15 protein-coding genes are annotated in these 16,524 nt (G+C 73.1%); 10 read left to right on the forward strand and 5 right to left on the reverse strand.

The genetic code is table 11. The annotated features are described in order from the left end of the window. Positions 1-156: 156 nt before the first annotated feature. The 3 genes from ABZ808_RS09810 to ABZ808_RS09820 all read left to right on the forward strand — a co-directional run bounded on the left by ABZ808_RS09810 (position 157) and on the right by ABZ808_RS09820 (position 2,348). A complete protein-coding gene (locus tag ABZ808_RS09810; protein ID WP_357003233.1) occupies positions 157-924 on the forward strand; it encodes an SGNH/GDSL hydrolase family protein in 768 nt (255 codons plus the stop codon). 2 nt (positions 925-926) lie between these two features. Continuing rightward, the gene (locus tag ABZ808_RS09815; protein WP_357003235.1) at positions 927-1,373 is read left to right on the forward strand and encodes a hypothetical protein; all 447 of its coding nucleotides are present in this window, start codon (positions 927-929) and stop codon (positions 1,371-1,373) included. A gap of 72 nt (positions 1,374-1,445) precedes the next feature. Next, the gene (locus ABZ808_RS09820) at positions 1,446-2,348 is read left to right on the forward strand and encodes a sulfurtransferase (protein ID WP_357003237.1); all 903 of its coding nucleotides are present in this window, start codon (positions 1,446-1,448) and stop codon (positions 2,346-2,348) included. A gap of 40 nt (positions 2,349-2,388) precedes the next feature. Here ABZ808_RS09820 and ABZ808_RS09825 read toward each other — a convergent pair whose 3' ends face one another. The 3 genes from ABZ808_RS09825 to ABZ808_RS09835 all read right to left on the reverse strand — a co-directional run bounded on the left by ABZ808_RS09825 (position 2,389) and on the right by ABZ808_RS09835 (position 4,768). Beyond that, positions 2,389-3,570: a hypothetical protein gene (locus ABZ808_RS09825; RefSeq protein WP_357003239.1), complete on the reverse strand. Its 1,182-nt coding sequence runs from the start codon at positions 3,568-3,570 to the stop codon at positions 2,389-2,391. After that, on the reverse strand, positions 3,567-4,118 hold the full coding sequence (locus ABZ808_RS09830) for a SigE family RNA polymerase sigma factor (RefSeq protein ID WP_357003241.1): 552 nt from the start codon (positions 4,116-4,118) through the stop codon (positions 3,567-3,569). The genes ABZ808_RS09825 and ABZ808_RS09830 overlap by 4 nt, the downstream gene beginning before the upstream one ends. A gap of 68 nt (positions 4,119-4,186) precedes the next feature. Then, a complete protein-coding gene (locus ABZ808_RS09835) occupies positions 4,187-4,768 on the reverse strand; it encodes a TetR family transcriptional regulator (RefSeq protein ID WP_357003243.1) in 582 nt (193 codons plus the stop codon). Between the two features lie 108 nt (positions 4,769-4,876). Between ABZ808_RS09835 and ABZ808_RS09840 the strand changes: the two genes are divergently transcribed. Further along, positions 4,877-6,034 carry an FAD-dependent oxidoreductase gene (locus tag ABZ808_RS09840; protein ID WP_357003245.1) on the forward strand — a complete coding sequence of 386 codons (1,158 nt, stop codon included), beginning with the start codon at positions 4,877-4,879 and terminating at the stop codon, positions 6,032-6,034. A 9-nt stretch (positions 6,035-6,043) separates the two neighbouring features. After that, positions 6,044-6,607, forward strand: coding sequence for a VanZ family protein (locus ABZ808_RS09845; RefSeq protein ID WP_357003247.1), 564 nt, complete (start codon positions 6,044-6,046; stop codon positions 6,605-6,607). On the opposite strand, the gene ABZ808_RS09850 is transcribed toward ABZ808_RS09845, so the two are convergent. Beyond that, the gene (locus ABZ808_RS09850) at positions 6,501-7,766 is read right to left on the reverse strand and encodes an MFS transporter (protein ID WP_357003249.1); all 1,266 of its coding nucleotides are present in this window, start codon (positions 7,764-7,766) and stop codon (positions 6,501-6,503) included. The two genes, ABZ808_RS09845 and ABZ808_RS09850, sit on opposite strands and share 107 nt — an antisense overlap. Positions 7,767-7,887: 121 nt before the next feature. Between ABZ808_RS09850 and ABZ808_RS09855 the strand changes: the two genes are divergently transcribed. From ABZ808_RS09855 to ABZ808_RS09875, 5 genes are all read left to right on the forward strand, one after another. Further along, positions 7,888-9,675, forward strand: coding sequence for an HSP90 family protein (locus tag ABZ808_RS09855; RefSeq protein ID WP_357003251.1), 1,788 nt, complete (start codon positions 7,888-7,890; stop codon positions 9,673-9,675). A 2-nt stretch (positions 9,676-9,677) separates the two neighbouring features. Next, positions 9,678-12,578: a hypothetical protein gene (locus ABZ808_RS09860; protein WP_357003253.1), complete on the forward strand. Its 2,901-nt coding sequence runs from the start codon at positions 9,678-9,680 to the stop codon at positions 12,576-12,578. Between the two features lie 132 nt (positions 12,579-12,710). Then, a complete protein-coding gene (locus ABZ808_RS09865) occupies positions 12,711-13,280 on the forward strand; it encodes a TetR/AcrR family transcriptional regulator (protein ID WP_357004793.1) in 570 nt (189 codons plus the stop codon). Positions 13,281-13,350: 70 nt separating this feature from the next. Further along, positions 13,351-14,688, forward strand: coding sequence for a biotin carboxylase N-terminal domain-containing protein (locus ABZ808_RS09870; RefSeq protein ID WP_357003255.1), 1,338 nt, complete (start codon positions 13,351-13,353; stop codon positions 14,686-14,688). Positions 14,689-14,911: 223 nt separating this feature from the next. Continuing rightward, positions 14,912-15,823 carry a hydroxymethylglutaryl-CoA lyase gene (locus ABZ808_RS09875; RefSeq protein ID WP_357004795.1) on the forward strand — a complete coding sequence of 304 codons (912 nt, stop codon included), beginning with the start codon at positions 14,912-14,914 and terminating at the stop codon, positions 15,821-15,823. Between the two features lie 60 nt (positions 15,824-15,883). Here the strand turns inward: ABZ808_RS09875 and ABZ808_RS09880 are convergent, their stop codons facing one another. Beyond that, positions 15,884-16,459 (reverse strand): snapalysin family zinc-dependent metalloprotease, encoded by a 576-nt coding sequence (locus tag ABZ808_RS09880; protein ID WP_357003257.1) that lies wholly within the window; start codon positions 16,457-16,459, stop codon positions 15,884-15,886. Positions 16,460-16,524 lie beyond the last annotated feature (65 nt).

Here is a 16,524-nt window from a genome sequence, read left to right on the forward strand (position 1 = left end):
CGCCGGTGCCGTCGTGGTCGACCCGGTCGGTGCGGTTGAGGAGATGGGCATCGGCCCATGACGTCCACCACGTCGTCCGTCCGGGGGCACCGACGACTGCCGCATCTGGTGACAGACTGATCGCCGCAGGCAACGGGTGGCGTGAGGGAGGCGCGGGTGCGCTGGCGCAGTTATGTCGCGGTCGGGGACAGCTTCACCGAGGGAATGGACGACGCGTACCCGGACGGCACCTACCGGGGCTGGGCCGACCTGGTGGCGACCCGGCTCGCCGCCGAGGCCGGCCCCGACTTCCGCTACGCCAACCTGGCCATCCGGGGTCGGCTCTTCCCGAGCGTGGTGGCCGAGCAGGTGCCCGCCGCGGTGGCGATGAAGCCCGACCTGATCAGCTTCGCGGCCGGCGGCAACGACGTGCTCCGCCGCACCTTCGACCCGGACAGGCTGGTCGCCCGTTTCGACGACGTGGTTCGCCAACTGCGCTCGGGCGGCGCGGACGTCCTCCTCTTCCGGTTCGCCGACGTGATGGCCCGACTCCCCGGCCAGCGCCTCGTCGCACCCCGGGTGGAGCTGCTCAACCAGGCGGTCGGTGAGACCGCCGAGCGGCACGGCGCCACCCTGGTCGACCTGTACGCCGACGACACCTTCCTCAACCCGATGCTCTGGAGCACCGACCGGCTGCACCTGTCCCCGGCTGGGCACCGGCGGGTCGCGGGGCAGGTGTTGAACGCGCTCGGCGTGGGCTGCGACGAGGAGTGGCTGATGGTTCCGCCGCATCCGGCCCCGTCGCCGTGGCTCGCCGCCCGCGCGGCCGACCTGCGCTGGGCGGGGCGGTACCTCGCCCCCTGGGTGAAGCGGCGGCTCACCGGCCGGTCGTCCGGCGACACGGTGACCGCGAAGCGTCCGCTGCTCGGGCCGATCGTCGACTGAACGTGCGAACCCTGCACACCGCGCCACTGCTGCGGCGCACCCCCGGCGGTGAGCCGGTGCCGGGCCACGCGGTGCTGGTCGGTGGCGACCGCATCGAGGCCGTGGGTCCGCTGACCGAGCTGACCGAGGCGTACGCGGGTGTGCGGGTTCGCCGCTGGCCCGGCACGCTGGGGCCGGGGCTGGTGCACGACGCCCCGCTGCCAGCGGCGCCGACCCCGCGCGAGCGGGTGCACGCGCTGCTGCGGCGCGGGGTGACGGCGGTGCTGGCCGAGCACCTGACCGACCCGGCGCTGCGGGCCGCCGTCGACCGGAGTGATCTGCTGGTGCTGCTCGAATCCGTGCCGCCGCACCTGCTTGCGGGCGGCCGGGCCGACCTGGCGGTGCACGACGCCGACGGCACCTGCCTGGTGACCGTGGTCGCGGGCCGGATCGCCCACCGTCGCGCCTGAGCAGCCCTCACGTGCGCCGCGTCGCACCCGATGGCCCGCTGCGGGGCGGTATCGCGGCGTACCTTGGGGATCATGTCTGTGCCGAACGATCCTGATCCCCGCCTCCAGTCGTACGCGGACCCGCAGCGGCTGGTCACCACCGAATGGCTGGCCGAGCATCTGGGCGACGAGGGCCTCGTCGTGGTCGAGTCCGACGAGGACGTGCTGCTCTACGAATCCGGTCACATCCCCGGCGCCGTCAAGGTCGACTGGCACCTCGACCTGAACGACCAGGTGACCCGGGACTACCTCGATGCCACGAGCTTCGCCGAGATGTGCGCCGCCAAGGGCATCGGCCGGGGTGACACCGTCGTCTTCTACGGCGACAACTTCAACTGGTGGGCCGCGTACGCCCTCTGGGTGTTCTCGCTCTTCGGCCACGTCGACGTACGACTGCTCGACGGCGGCCGGCAGAAGTGGATCGCCGAGGGGCGCGAGGTGACCCGCGACAAGCCGAACCGGCCGCGCGCCGACTACCCGGTGCCGCTGCGCGACGACGCGCCGCTGCGGGCGTTCCGCGAGCAGGTGATGGCGCACATCGCCGTCGGGCGGCCGCTTGTCGACGTCCGGTCTCCGGGCGAGTACACCGGCGAGATGCTGCACATGCCGGACTACCCGCAGGAGGGCGCGCTGCGCGGTGGGCACATCCCGGGTGCGGTGAACAAGCCGTGGAAGTCCGCAGCCAACTCCGACGGCACGTTCCGGTCCGCCGACGAGCTGCGCGCGATCTACGCCGACCAGCTCGGCCTCAGCCCGGACGACGACGTGATCGCGTACTGCCGGATCGGCGAGCGGTCCAGCCACACCTGGTTCGTGCTGCGGCACCTGCTGGGCTACCCGCAGGTGCGCAACTACGACGGTTCGTGGACCGAGTGGGGCAACCTGGTCCGGGCACCCGTCGCGAAGGGCGACCAGCCCGGCGGCATCGCCGCCTGACGGTCCCGCCGGCACCGGCCGGTTGAGCGTCCGAGGATGCTCAACCGGCCAGGGCCAGGACGCCGGTCAGGTTGTCGACCACGCCGGTGATCTCGCCGGTCTCGGGGTGCCAGCGCGCCAGGGCGGCCGGCTCCAGGCGGAGCAGCACGGCACCCTTGTTGTCCCAGCCCAGCACCGGACAGCAGCCCTTCGCCCGGTCCCGGCCGAGGTCGAGCACGTGCGCCACGGCGCCGGTCCGGGCGTCCAGCACGGCCACCCCCTCGGCGCCGTCGATCTCGTCGTTGGTGATCCAGGCCGCCTGGGCCAGCCGTTCGCCGTGCAGCCACCCCCGGCCGTAGAACTCGTTGACCTGGTACGGGGCCGGCAGCAGCTCACCCGTGACGCGTTGTTCGGAGCGGAGGGTGCCCTCGCGGGCGGTCCGGCTGCGCACCATCAGGCCGTCCCGTTGGCCGCTCGTCTCGATCAGTGCCGCCTCGCGGCCCGCATCCGGGTCGGGTGTGACGACCTCCCACGCCGACACGTCGATGGTGCTCGCCGCTTCGGTGTCCCGCTCCACCGCGTACGTCCGGTCGTCGCCGCCGACCAGCACCCGGTCGTTCGCCCAGACCACCAACTCCAGATAGCCGTCGAGCGGGATCCGGCCCACGCCCGCCCTGGTCAGGTCGACCATGATCAGCTCGTTGGTCTGCGCGAAGGCGGCCCACCGGCCGTCCGGCGACAGCACGCCCGGCTTCAGGGCGGGCGCCTCGTTACCGTCCCGGTCCCGGGTGGGCGCCAGCGTCACCACGTCGAGACTGCGCACCACACCGTCGTCGCCGAGGACCCGGACCGGGCCGTCCGCGCGGTACTCCTCGTCCACGGGTTGGAACAGCGCCAGCGCCCGCTGGACCGGCCGCTCGGACAGCCGCACGATCGGCGGGTTGCTGAGCCGGGCCAGCGGATCGGGTGGGAAGGTCAGCTCGGCCGGTGGGTGCTGCACGGGACCGGCGTGGGTGGGCTCGACGGTCGGTGCCACCGGGTGGCCCGGCGGCGGCCCGGCGGACGGGCGCAGGGCGGCCACCGTGCCGCCGCCGACCAGCACCACGGCCAGGGCGACCGCTCCGACGGCTCGACGGGTACGTCGGGTGCGCCGGGCTCGCTCCCAGCCGGCCGCCGCCGGCTGGCTCGGCCGGATGTCCTCGACGCTGACGGTCAGCAGTTGCCGCAGATCCTGCTCGTTCACGGGTTCACCTCCACGCCGGTGGCCAGGTCGCCGGAGAGGGCTCGGCCCGGCCGCTTGCCCGGGGCGAGGTCCGGTGCCACCTCGCGGAGCCGGCGCAGCGCGGTGTGGCACTGGCTCTTCACGGTGCCGACGGTCACGCCGAGCGCTTCGGCGGTGGCGACCTCGGTCAGGTCCTCGTAGTAGCGCAGGACCAGGACAGCCCGCTGCCGGGGCGGCAGTTGGCCCAGCGCGTCGTGCAGCGTCAGCCGCAGCGCGCCGTCGCGGTCGACGGTCACCCGGTCCGGTGGTGCGGCGCTGAGCCACTCCCGGCGTCGGCGACGCCACCACGACACCGCGTCCCGGTAGAGGATGGCCCGTACGTAGGCGGCGGGGTCGCCGTCGCGGACCGAAGCCCAGCGCAGCGCAAGTTTCAGCAGGGCCTCCTGGAGGAGGTCCTCGGCCTGGTGCCGGTTGCCGCAGATCAGGTATGCCGCGCGGAGCAGCCGGTGTTGGTGGCTCTCCACGAAGGCGAGGTAGCCGTCGCGTCCGTCGTTCGCCGTCGGTGCCATCCGCCCCCCTCCCGGCCGTCTCGGTGCGCGTCACCTGGCAGACGCACGGGGAGGGGTAAAAGGTTGGGTCAGTTCTCGGCCAGCCCGGTCAGGTAACGCTGGAGGGTCGGTGCGATCCAAGAGACCAGCTCCTCCGGTTCCACGTCCACCATGGGCGGCAGCCGAACGATGTAGCGGGTGAAGGCGAGGCCGAGGATCTGGCTGGCGACCAGGCCGGCGCGTCGGGCGGTCGTCGTCGGGTCCGTGCCGAAGGTGGCCACGGTCGCGGTGAGCTGGTCGGCGAAGATGCCGCGCATGCGTTCGGCCGCGCCGGGGTTGGTGCTGGCGGCCCGCAGCAGCGCCACCAGCGTCTCGTCGCCCTCCCAGCGGGTGAGGAAGTGCCGGATCAACGCCTCGCCGCGTTGCCGGGGCGGCACGGCGGCCAGGTCCGGCAGTCGGAGGTCGAATTCGGCCGCCGCCGCGAAGAGCCCCTCCTTGCTGCCGTAGTAGCGCATGACCATCGACGGGTCGATCCGGGCGTCGGCGGCGATGGCCCGGATCGTGGCCCGCTCGTAGCCGTCGGCAGCGAAGCGTTCCCGGGCGGCTCGCAGGATCGCCGCGCGGGTGGCGTCCGAGCGACGGGGCTGGGTCTGGTGGGCGTGCGCTGTCATGTCAACGACCGTATGCCAACGCCTGTTGACACTCAACGAGTACCCGCCCTAACGTTGCCAACAAGCGTTTGCCAACGAGTGTTGGCATTGGTCGAACCGGAGGTGGCCATGCTGCCCAGGAATACCGACGTTCTGGTGGTGGGAGCCGGCCCCACCGGCCTCGCCACCGCACTGACACTGGCCCGACGCGGGGTCGACGTGACAGTGCTGGACCAACTGGCCGAGCCACCGATCACCTCCCGAGCGGCAGTCGTGCACGCGTACACCCTGGAGGTGCTGGACCTGGTCGGCGCCGCGGCCCCACTGGTCGCCCAGGGGGTGCGGTCGCCGGGCTTCACCGTGCGCGACCGGGACCGGGTGCTGCTGAGGGTTCCGTTCCACGACCTGCCGTCCCGCTTCCCCTACGCGCTGCTGGTCTCCCAGGCGGTCACCGAGGCGGTGCTCGCCGGGCAGTTGGCCGACCTCGGCGTGCGGGTGCGGCGGCCGTCTCGGCTGACCGGCCTGAGCCCGACCGGCGACGGGGTGCTCGCGCAGGTCGACGGGGAGGCGCTGCGCGCCCGGTACGTGGTCGGTGCCGACGGCCTGCACAGCACCGTGCGGCAGGCGGCCGGCATCGGTTTCACCGGCCCCACCGACCAGGAGTCCTTCGTGCTCGCCGACGTGCGGGTGGACAGTGCGCTGCCGTGCGACGAGGTGGCGCTCTTCCTGGCGCGCTCCGGACCGCTGGTCTGGGCGCCGCTCCCGGACGGGGTGGTCCGGCTGGTCGCCGCCGTGCCGACGGCACCGGCCGACCCGGACCGGGCGTATCTCCAGGCGCTGCTCGACGAACGTGGCCCGGCGCGGCGGCCCGACCGGGTGACCGACGTGCTCTGGGGCTCCCGCTTCCGGGTGCACCACCGGATCGCCGACACCTACCGAGCCGGGCCGGTGCTGCTGGCCGGCGACGCCGGGCACGTCCACAGCCCCGCCGGTGGGCAGGGCATGAACCTCGGCATCTGCGACGCGGTCGCCGCCGGCACCGCGCTGGCCGACGTGTTCGCCGGTGGCCCGGAGACCCTGCTCGACGACTACAGCACCCGCCAGCGTCCGATGGCCGAGGACGTGCTGAGCCTCGCCGCCAACCTGACCCGGCTGGCCAGTGCCTCCCCCGTCCGCCAGCCGGCCCGCGACGTGCTGCTCCGGCTGATCGGTCTGGTGCCGCCGGCCCGCCGGAAGGTCGCGCTGCGCCTGTCCGGGCTGTCCCACCGGGAACTGACCCCGGGCTAGGCTGCGCCGATGGATCAGGTCTGGTGGGACTGGGCCGCCGTGCTGTTCGCTGTGCTGGCCGGCCTCGCGCTGCTGGCTCTGGTCATCGTCAGGCTCGTCCGTGTGCGGCGCGAGGTGCCGGCCGGCGCGGCACGGCGACGCGGTGTCGCCGAGGTGGGCGCCGTCGCCGGCACCCTGCCCTGGGTGTGGATGACCCTCGCCCCGCGTCCCGCGCCGCGCGACGTCCATCTGGTGCCGCTGCGCGACCTGGCCGACCTGCTCACCGCCCCACCGGCGACCGCCGTGGTGCAGGTGGTCGGCAACCTGCTGGTCTTCGCCGCGCTGGGCTTCTTCGCCCCGGTACGCTTCGCCGCGCTCGCCGGCATCGGCCGGCTCTTCCTGCTTGGTGCCGCCGGTTCCCTGCTGATCGAGTCCCTTCAGTACGTGCTGCACCTCGGTCGGGTGTCCTCGGTGGACGATGTGCTGCTCAACGCGACGGGTGCGGCGCTGGCCGGGCTGCTGTCGCGCCGCTGGTGGGCGCGACCGTCGGCGTTGGTGCGGCCGGTCGCAGTGCCCACCACGCCGCCAGCGTGACAAGCGCGAACGTGCCCGCCGCAGCGCCCGCCACCGGCACCGTCCCGTAGCCGGCGGCGACCAGCCCGGCCAGTGCCGCGCCGACCGGAGCCGTGAGCATCCCGAGCATCCGCTGGGCGGCACCCACCCGGCCGAGCAGTCCACTCGGCACCTCACGCTGCCCGTACGACGCCCACAGGCTGTTCCACACCACCGTGCCGGCGGCGAAGACGGCCAGCGCGATCCCGCCCGGCACCGGATGTCGGGCCATCGCGAACCCGACCAGCGCGACGGTCTGCGCGGCGAGCACCGCGCGCAGCGCGGACACCGTGCCGAGCCGGGCGGCGAGCCGGCCCGCCCCGAGCGCCCCCGTCAAGCCGCCGACGATGGCACCCGCCGCGAACAACCCGTACCCGGCAGGCGGCACCCGCAGTACGTCCAGCGCGTAGAGCACCTGCACCGCCAGGAGGCCGCTGATCGCCAGGTTGCTCGCGGCCGTGAGCAGGGTGACCCGCCACAGTGTCCGGTGACCCCGCAGCCATCGCACTCCCTCGACGATCTCGTTCCACACCGAGCCACGCCGCGGAGGCGTCGCCACGACCACGGCGGGAGGCGGGGTGAGAGCCAGCACGAGCAGGGCGGCCACGGCGAAGCTGACGGCGTCGATGGCGAACGGGAGCGCGGGGGCGAGGGCGAACAGGACGCCAGCGGCCGGCGCGCCGAGGAAGCCGCCGGCCACCGCGCTCCCGGCCTGGAGAAGCCCGTTCGCCCGGGGCAGTGCGGCCGGCGGCACCACAACGGGCAGCAGCGCGAACGAGGCCGAGTCGAAGAGGGTGCCGAGTGAGGCGAGGAGGAACGCCGCCACCAGGATCGCCACGACCGGCGCCCGGTCGAGGGCGACAGCCACGGCCAGGGCCGCCACCACCACGGCGCGTACCCCGTCGACAAACGCCATGGTCCGACGCCGGTCCCAGCGGTCCGCGTACACACCGCCGAGCAGACCGAACAGCAGCGGCGGCAACTGCCCGGCCACGGTTACCGCCGCGATGACCCGGGGGTCGCGGGTCAACGTCGCGGCCAACAGCGCCAGAGCCGGGGTACGCAGCGCGTCGCCGAACCGGGACGAGACGGCGGCGGACCACAGGAGCCGGAAGTCCCGGCCCAGAGCGGAGGAGGTCATGCCGGCGACCGTGCCGGCTCGACCCGGTCGAGGGTCAAGCCGCCGGCCGAAAGGGGGGCCACGCACGTCGGTGGTCATCGGTACGGTTGGCGCCGGCATCGGGACCGGGGAGAAACCAAGCGTGGACCACACTTTCCAGGTCGACCTTCGAGGCGTGGTCGACCTGCTCAGCCATCATCTCTACGGCAGCCCACGGGTCTACGTCCGTGAGCTGCTGCAGAACGCGGTGGACGCGATCACCGCCCGACGTGCCGTCGACCCGGACGCGCCAGCGCTGGTACGCATCGAGCCACCGGACAGCACCGGCGACGGGACGCTGCGCGTACACGACACCGGCATCGGCCTGACCGAGGCGCAGGTGCATGAGCTGTTGGCCACCATCGGCCGCAGTTCCAAACGCGACGAGCTGGGTTTCTCCCGGCACGAGTTTCTCGGCCAGTTCGGCATCGGCCTGCTCTCCTGCTTCCTGGTGGCCGACGAGATCCAGGTGCTCACCCGGCACGGCGACGATCCCACGGTCCGCTGGACCGGCTACGCCGACGGCCGCTACGCGGTGAGCGTCGCGCCGCCGGAGGCCGCCCGGGCCGAGGTGGGCACCACCGTCACGCTGGTGCCCCGCCGCGACGCCGACCAGTGGTTCAGCACCCCGACCGTCACCGACCTGGCAAGACTCTTCGGGTCGCTGCTGCCGGTCACCGTCCGGGTCGGCGACGTGGTGACGACCACCGGCGAACCGCCGTGGTCGACCGCGCCGGGCGCGCCGCTGGACCGCGCGGCGTTGATCCGGTACGCCCGGGAGACACTCGGCGTGGACCCGTTCGACGTGCTGCCGCTGGCCGTGCCGGAGGCCGGGCTGACCGGTGTCGCGGTCATCCTGCCCACCCCGGTGAACCCGGCGGCCCGGGCCGGGCACCGCGTCTACCTCAAGCGGATGCTGCTCACCGAGAACGCCGACGGGCTGCTACCGGACTGGGCGTTCTTCGCGCACTGCGTGGTGGACGCGACCGAACTGCGCCCCACCGCCAGCCGGGAGGCCCTCTACGAGGACACCCTGTTGACGGCGACCCGGGAGGCGCTCGGCGACCAGATCCGGGGTTGGCTGGTCCGGCTGGCACGGCACGACCCGCGCCGGCTGGCCGAGTTCCTCCAGGTGCACCACCTGGGGGTGAAGGCACTGGCACTGCACGACGACGAGATGCTCAGGCTGGTCGACCGGTGGTGGCCGATGGACACCAACGTCGGCACGCTCACCCTCGCCGAGTTCCGGGAGCGCTACGGGGTGGTCCGCTACGCGGCCAGCCTCGACGAGTTCCGTCAGCTCGCCGCGGTGGCCGCCGCGCAGGACCTGGCGGTCGTCAACGCCGGCTACACGTACGACACCGAGCTGATCGAGCGGCTGCCGGTGGTGGACCGCTCGGTGCTGATCGAGCGGCTGGAGCCGAGCGACCTCACGACCCGCTTCGAGGCACTCGACCCGCAGGTGGAGTTGGCGCTACGGCCGTTCCTCACCGCCGCCCAGCGGGCCGTCGAGCGGTCCGGCTGCGAGGTGGTCGTGCGGGCGTACGATCCGGTTTCGCTGCCCGCGCTCTACCTGGTCAGCCGGTCGGCGGCGTTCAACGACCAGCTCGCGGCGAGCCGGGACCGGGCCGACGAGCTGTGGGGCGGGGTGCTCGACGCGCTCGCCGCCACGGCCCCGCCGGACCGCCCGCAACTGGTGCTCAACCACCGCAACCCGCTGGTGCGCCGGGTGGCCATGTTGAGCGACCCGGAGTTGGTCGGGCTCGCCGTCGAGGCGCTGTACGGGCAGGCGCTGCTGCTCGGCCACCACCCGATCCGCGCGGCCGACGCCGCGTTGTTGAACGATTCCTTCCTCGGCCTGCTCGGCCGGGCTGTGCCGGGACGGGAGTGAGCATGAGCGACGAGGATCTGTGGCGGGTGCTGCGCGGCATCGCCGACATGCCGTACGGGGCGGGGCAGATCGCCGCGCTGGAGCAGTTGCTGCGCCGGGTGGACACGGCCGACGACCGGCACCTCGCCTTCGTCGCCCGGATGCAGGCCACCACCGGGTACGTCTACGGCGGTGAGCCGGCGAAGTCGTTCGTGAGCTTCTCCTGGTGCCTGTCCGAGTTCGACCGGGACCCGCAGCCCTACCACCAGGGCCACCTGCACCAGTTGCTGTGGCACTTCAAGTACATGGTGTCCGGCCTGCTGAAGTTCCCCGAGGTGCCGTTGGACCGCACGTACGCGGTGCTGGACGACATGGAACGGCGCTACCGGGCCGGCGGGCACAGCCTGCAGACCGTCCACAAGCACCGGTTCCGCGTGGCCGACCATGTGGGCGACGCCGAGGCCGCCGCGCACTGGTACCGGCTCTGGCAGACCACCCCCCGCGACGACCTCTCCGACTGCGCGGGCTGCGACCCGACGAGTCAGGTCGGCTACCTCGCCGAGACCGGGCGGGACGCCGAGGCGGTGGCGCTGGCCGAGCCGGTGCTCGCCGGCCGGCTCACCTGCACCGAGCAGCCGCAGGCGATCCTCACCGCGCTGCTCCTGCCGTACCTGCGCACCGGCCGGGGCGAGGCGGCGCGGGACGCGCACCGCGAGGCGTACCGCCGGCTGCGCGGCAACCTCGCCGACCTGTGGGACATCGGCGACCACATCGAGTTCTGCACGCTGACCGGCAACGAGGGGCGGGCGGTCGAGCTGGTCGAGCGGCACCTGGACTGGCTGGACCGGCCGCCGTCCCCGGCCGCCGCCATGCACTTCGCGGCGACCGCCGCCGCCGCGCTGCGTCAGGCCGGAACGGCGACCCTGTACCGCCGTGCCGCCGAGGGCCGGCCGGCCGCCGAGGTGCCGGCGTCGGCGCTGGCCGACGAGTTGACCGAGACGGCGACCGGGCTGGCGGCCCGGTTCGACACTCGCAACGGCACCACCTGCCAGTCGGAGTGGATCGGCCGCCGGCTCGCCGTGCGGTCGAGCGGCGAGCACCTGCCGCTCTCCGCGAGCGTCCGCCGCCGGCCGGCCCGCCCGGTCAGCCCGGCGCGACCGGCCGGGGACGAGCCGGCCGCCAGTCAGGGTGGGTCGTCGTCCGGCGATCGGGGCGAGGGTGTCCGCGCCGGCACCGGCGAGCCGCCGACCGTGACCCTGCCCGCCGACGCCGGCCCGGACGACCTGCTGGATCTCGCGGAGATGAGCTGGGGGCGGCACGACCGGGCCACGTTCCGGGCGGCGTTGGTCGCCTTCGACGACCGGTTCGGCGCTGACGACCTGCCCACGCGCACGGCCGCGCACCGGTTGGCGCTGCGCGCGGCCGAGCATGGCGACGAGGACGACATCGCGGGCGCGGTCGAGATGAACCGGGCCGCGCTGGAGCTGTACCGGGAGGCGGCCGACGAGGTTTCGATCCAGGTGGTCGCCGGGCGGCTCGGCGTGCTGTTGACCCGGTCCGACGAGGCCGCCGAGGAGGGGCTGACGCTGGTCCGGGAGGCCGCCGAGGCGCTCGATCGGCTCGGCGACGACCGGCAGCGGGCGGCCGGGCACGACCGGGTGGCGTTGGCGCTGCTGCACCGGGAACGCTGGGCGGACGCCCTCGCGGCGCTCGACCGGGCACCGGCCGACGCGGGTGGCGACCAGCACCTGACGGCCCGGATCGCACTGCACCGGGCACACCTGCTGGAGCAGTCGGACCGCGCCGACGAGGCTCGCGTCGCCGCCGGTGAGGCCCGTCGGCTCGCCGGTGAGCTGGGCATCGGTGAGTTGGTCACGGCGGCCTGCCTGGCGTACGCGCGGCTGGTCGACGATCCGGCCGACGCCGTGGACGCCTGCGACGAGGCGCTGCGATCGGCGCCCGCGGAGGCGGAGTTGCCGGTGCGGGTCGCTCGCGCACGGGCACTGCTCTCCGCCAACCGGGCCGCCGACGCGGTGGACGACTTCGTCGAGGCGGTGACGCTCTGCGTGGAGCGGGGCGCCGAGGGGGACGCGTTCCTGCGCTGGGAGCTGGCGAATGCGTACCGGATGGTGGGCCGGCTCGCCGAGGCAGCCGAGGTCGCCGAGGAGGCCGTGCTCGGTTTGGACCGGTTGGGTGCGCAGGCCGAGGCGGACCGCTGCCGGCATCTGCTGGCCGGCGTCTACGCCGGGCTCGGTGAGATCGATCCGGCTGTGGCACTCCTGGAGCAGTTGGCCGAAAACCTCGATGGACCGGACAATCTCCCGCACCGGGCGCAGGTGTTGGAGGAGGCCGGCGGGATCCTCTACGACGTCGACCGGGACGCGGTGGCCGCCGAGCGGTTCGCCGCAGCCGCCACCGCGTACCGGCTCGCCGACCTGCGGCTGGACGAGCTGCGGGCTCGTCGGCGGGAGGCGTACGCCTGGTTCTGGTGCGACGACCGGCCAGCGGCGCTGCGCGCCGTCGAGCAGGTGGACGAGTTGGCGGCGACGCTGGCCGAGATGGTGGAGCCGGCGGCGACGTACGAGCTGGCGATGGCGGCCGAGGCCGGAGCCCGGGTGCTGACCGTGGAGGACCGGCCGGACGAGGCCCTGCGGCGGCTCGCCGGGGTGCCCGACCGGCTGCGGTCGATCGAGGCGTTCGGCGAGGCCGCCCAGGTGGAGATCCTCGCCGGTGAGCTGTTGCTGCGCCTGGACCGGCCGGCGGAGGCGGAGCCCCTGCTGCGCCGCGTACTCGGTGGGCTCCCGGCCGACTCGCGGCCGGTCCGTCAGACGGCCTGGCTGCTGGCGCGTGCGCTGGACCTGCTGGATCGACCGACGGAGGCCGCCGCGCTGCGCGCGGAGCACCACCTGGACGAGGACCACTGACCCTCGTCGGCCGCCCTCTGCCAGGCCAGCGGGCGGCCGACGGTGGGGCGGGCGCAACTGACCGGTAACCATCTGGGGCTGATCGCGGTCTACGCTTGCCCGGTGAAGGTGGAACAGCAGGCACGGGGTGCGGTGGGTGCGGGTCGACGCCGGTCGCGCAAGGACGAGATCCTGGAGATCGCGGTGGGTCTGTTCGCCGCCCGCGGCTACCACGGTGTGTCGATGGACGACATCGGCGCGGCCGCCGGGGTCACCGGTCCGGCGCTCTACCACCACTTCGCCGGCAAGGAGGCCATGCTGGCCGCCGCGCTGATCCCGGTCAGCGAAGGGCTGCTGGCCGGCGGGCGGGAGCGCTCAGCCGGGCACCCGGACGACCCGCGCGGCGTACTGGAGTCGTTGATCGACTTCCACGTCGAGTTCGCGTTGGCCAATCCGGCGGTGATCGCGCTGCACCTGCACGAGTTGGACCGCCTGCCGGAGGAGCCGCGACGGCGGATCCGCCGCCTGCAACGGCTCTACGTCGAGGAGTGGGTGACCGTGCTCACCGCGCTGCACCCGGGCATGCCCGACGGTGAGGCCCGGGTGCTCGCCCACGCGGCGTTCGGCCTGATGAACTCGACCCCGTTCCTCGGTGGTGAGGTGGACCGCCGGCGCCGCGCCGAGTTGCTGCGCGGTGCCACCCTCGCCGCGTTGCTCGCCTGAGCCGACTCGTCAGAAGCGGTCCGGTCATGGTTCCCTGAGGCGTCCCGACATTCGGACACCTGGAGGAAAGATGATCGAGTCACTGCTGGTCGCCAATCGGGGCGAGATCGCCCGCCGGATCATCCGGACCGCCAAGCGGCTCGGCATCCGAGCGATCGCGGTGTACTCGGAGGCCGACGCCGACCTGCCGTTCGTCGCCGAGGCGGACGAGGCGGTGCTCATCGGCCCGCCGAACCCGACGCAGAGCTACCGCAACACCGAAGCGATCCTCGCCGCCGCGAAGTCCACCGGCGCGCAGGCCATCCACCCCGGCTACGGCTTCCTGTCGGAGAACGCCGAGTTCGCCCGTACCGTCGAGTCGGCCGGGCTGATCTGGGTCGGGCCCGGCGCGGACGCGATCACCGCGATGGGCGACAAGATCAATGCTCGGAACCTGATGGCGGCGGCCGGCGTCCCGGTCGCGCCCGGCACCACCGACCCGGCCGCCGACCTGGAGGCGGCGGTGACGGCCGCTGCGGAGATCGGCTATCCGGTGATGGTCAAGGCCGCCGCTGGTGGCGGCGGCATGGGCATGGGCGTGGCCGTCGACGAGGCCGCGCTGCGCACCGAGTACGACAAGGTGCGCGCGTTCGCCGAGCGGATGTTCGGCGACGGTTCGGTGTTGATCGAGCGGTACTTCCCCCGGGTACGCCACGTCGAGGTGCAGATCCTCGGCCTCGCCGACGGTCGGGTGGTGGCGCTCGGCGAGCGGGAGTGCTCGGTGCAGCGGCGCAACCAGAAGCTGGTCGAGGAGTCGCCGTCCCCGGCGGTCTCGCCCGAGCTGCGGTCGCGCCTCCTGGCGGCGGCGGTACGCGCCGGTGCGGCAGTCGGCTACCGCAACGCGGGCACGGTGGAATGCCTGCTCGATCCGGCCACCGACGAGTTTTTCTTCCTGGAGATGAACACGCGGCTTCAGGTGGAGCACCCGGTGACCGAGTACGTGTACGGCGTCGACCTGGTGGAGGAGCAGTTGCGGGTGGCGTCCGGGTTGGCGCCGACGTTCGACCCGGATGCGTTGACCCCGCGCGGGCACGCCATCGAGCTGCGGATCAACGCCGAGGACCCGAAGCGTTTCCTGCCCGGCCCCGGCAAGATCACGACCTGGGTGGAGCCCACGGGTGAGGGTGTGCGGGTGGACTCCGGCTACACCGAGGGCAACACGGTCACCCCGTTCTACGACAGCCTGCTGGCCAAGCTGATCATCAGCGGCGACACCCGCGACGAGGTGATCACCCGTGCGCGGGCCGCGGTCGCCCAGTTCCAGATCGTCGGCCCGAAGAACAACGTCCCCTTCTTCGCCGAGCTGCTGGAGAACGACGAGTTCCTCTCCGGCGCCTACGACACGGCCATCGTCTCCCGCATGCGCTGAGCCGGCCGCGCCGTCGACGGCCGGTGGTTGCCGGGCCGACGGTTGCTGCCCCGGCGGCGCGGCGACACTGGCATCCGCGCCCTTTGCTCTGCTTACCTGGACGCAACACGGGATGTCCGGATACCGGACGATCGGTGTTGCGTCCGTTGAAGCAGTGCAAAGGGGGGCGTGCACCCGACCTCCGTCCCGATCCGACGTCACAGCGAGGTGACCGATGAGCCAGTTGCCAGATTCCGTCTCGATCCGCGAGGTCGGGCCGCGGGACGGGTTGCAGAACGAGGACCCGATCCCGACCGACGCCAAGGTGCGGCTGCTCGACGCGCTCTCCGGCACCGGCGTACGCCGGATCGAGGCGGTGTCTTTCGTGCATCCGAAGGCGATCCCGCAGATGGCCGACGCCGACGAGGTGTGGCAGCGTGCGGCGAAGGCCGACGGGGTGCGCTACTCGGCGCTGGTGCCGAACACGCGGGGCGCGCAACGGGCCCTGGCCGCCGGGTTCACCGAGATCGAGGTGGTGGTGTCGGCCAGCGACACGCACAACCGGCGCAACGTCAACCGCTCCACCGACGAGTCGCTGGACGACATCGCCGAGCTGATCGACCTGCTGCACGGCGCCTCCGCGCGGGTCGAGGTGATCGTGGCGACCAGCTTCGGCTGCCCGTACGAGGGGGACGTCGACCCGGAGCGGGTGGCCGGCATCGTGGACCGGGTCGTCCGCGACGGCGCGGACCGGGTGGCGTTCGGCGACACCACCGGCATGGCCACTCCGCGTCGGGTCCGCGAGCTGCTGACCGCGGTACGCGACCGCAACGCGCACGTGCCGGTGCTGCTGCACTTCCACAACACCCGGGGCACCGCGCTGGCCAACCTGCTGACCGCCCTGGAGCTGGGGGTGACCGAGTTCGACGCCAGCGTGGGCGGCCTGGGTGGCTGCCCGTACGCGCCGGGTGCGAGCGGCAACCTGGCCACCGAGGAGGCCGTGCACATGCTGCACGACATGGGCATCGACACCGGCATCGACCTGGCGGCGCTGATCGAGGCCGCCGAACTGGCCGAGGAGTTGCTCGGCAAGAAGCTTCCCTCCGGCGTGCTGCGGGCGGGTCCGCGTACCCGACTGACGCCGATGCCGAGCTGACGCGCCGCGACATGGTGGAGGGGCCGGCGTGGTGCCAGCCCCTCCGTCGTTCCCGGTCGGTCAGCTCACGGAGGTGAGCATGCTCGGCCAGCTGTCGCGGAAGATGTCCGCCCCGGCGCGGTCCGCGCTGCGCTCGGTGGCGGCGAAGGTGCCGGCGAAGAGGTTGCTCACCCGGTTCGCCTCGGCGGTGCTCGGGTACGCGTTGGTGCAGCTGGTGCCGGCGCTACCGCCGGACATCAGGAGCGCGCAGTTGCCGTTGTAGTTGTCCGGCAGGCCGAGGATGTGCCCGATTTCGTGGGTCATGATCCGCAGCACGCTGTACTGGGCGGCCTGCTGGGTGTCGATGTAGACCCGGCCGTTGCCGAGGCTGGTCCGCTGGGCGTACGAGCCGCCGCCGGTGATCCGGTAGATCCGGAGGTTGGAGCCGCAGTTCGCCGAGAGTGTCAGGTTGACGGTGGCGTTGTTCCAGATCGTGGCGGCCTGGTTGGCGACGCTGGCGTAGCTGCCGGCCTGGCTGGTGTTGTAGCAGATGGTCATGGCGGCGGACGCGGGCGAGGGGTTGGCGACCGTGATGCCGAGGGTGGCGAGTGCCGTCGCGAGCGACGCGACCGCGAGCCGCTTGAGTCGTGAGGTCATCGCAGACTCCAATCTGGGAGGGGGTGCCAGGAGCCTATCCGCAGACATCTATAAACTTCAATGCC

The organism is Micromonospora sp. NPDC047527, assembly GCF_040643015.1.
In the GTDB taxonomy this organism is placed as follows: domain Bacteria; phylum Actinomycetota; class Actinomycetes; order Mycobacteriales; family Micromonosporaceae; genus Micromonospora.

Excerpts from the sequence above, each read along its gene's own strand:
- ABZ808_RS09870 (WP_357003255.1), top strand. The coding sequence starts at position 13,351 with ATGATCGAGTCACTGCTGGTCGCCAATCGGGGCGAGATCGCCCGCCGG.
- ABZ808_RS09840 (WP_357003245.1), top strand. The coding sequence starts at position 4,877 with ATGCTGCCCAGGAATACCGACGTTCTGGTGGTGGGAGCCGGCCCCACC.
- ABZ808_RS09820 (WP_357003237.1), top strand. The coding sequence starts at position 1,446 with ATGTCTGTGCCGAACGATCCTGATCCCCGCCTCCAGTCGTACGCGGAC.
- ABZ808_RS09835 (WP_357003243.1), bottom strand. The coding sequence starts at position 4,768 with ATGACAGCGCACGCCCACCAGACCCAGCCCCGTCGCTCGGACGCCACC.
- ABZ808_RS09845 (WP_357003247.1), top strand. The coding sequence starts at position 6,044 with ATGGATCAGGTCTGGTGGGACTGGGCCGCCGTGCTGTTCGCTGTGCTG.
- ABZ808_RS09880 (WP_357003257.1), bottom strand. The coding sequence starts at position 16,459 with ATGACCTCACGACTCAAGCGGCTCGCGGTCGCGTCGCTCGCGACGGCA.
- ABZ808_RS09850 (WP_357003249.1), bottom strand. The coding sequence starts at position 7,766 with ATGACCTCCTCCGCTCTGGGCCGGGACTTCCGGCTCCTGTGGTCCGCC.
- ABZ808_RS09830 (WP_357003241.1), bottom strand. The coding sequence starts at position 4,118 with ATGGCACCGACGGCGAACGACGGACGCGACGGCTACCTCGCCTTCGTG.
- ABZ808_RS09860 (WP_357003253.1), top strand. The coding sequence starts at position 9,678 with ATGAGCGACGAGGATCTGTGGCGGGTGCTGCGCGGCATCGCCGACATG.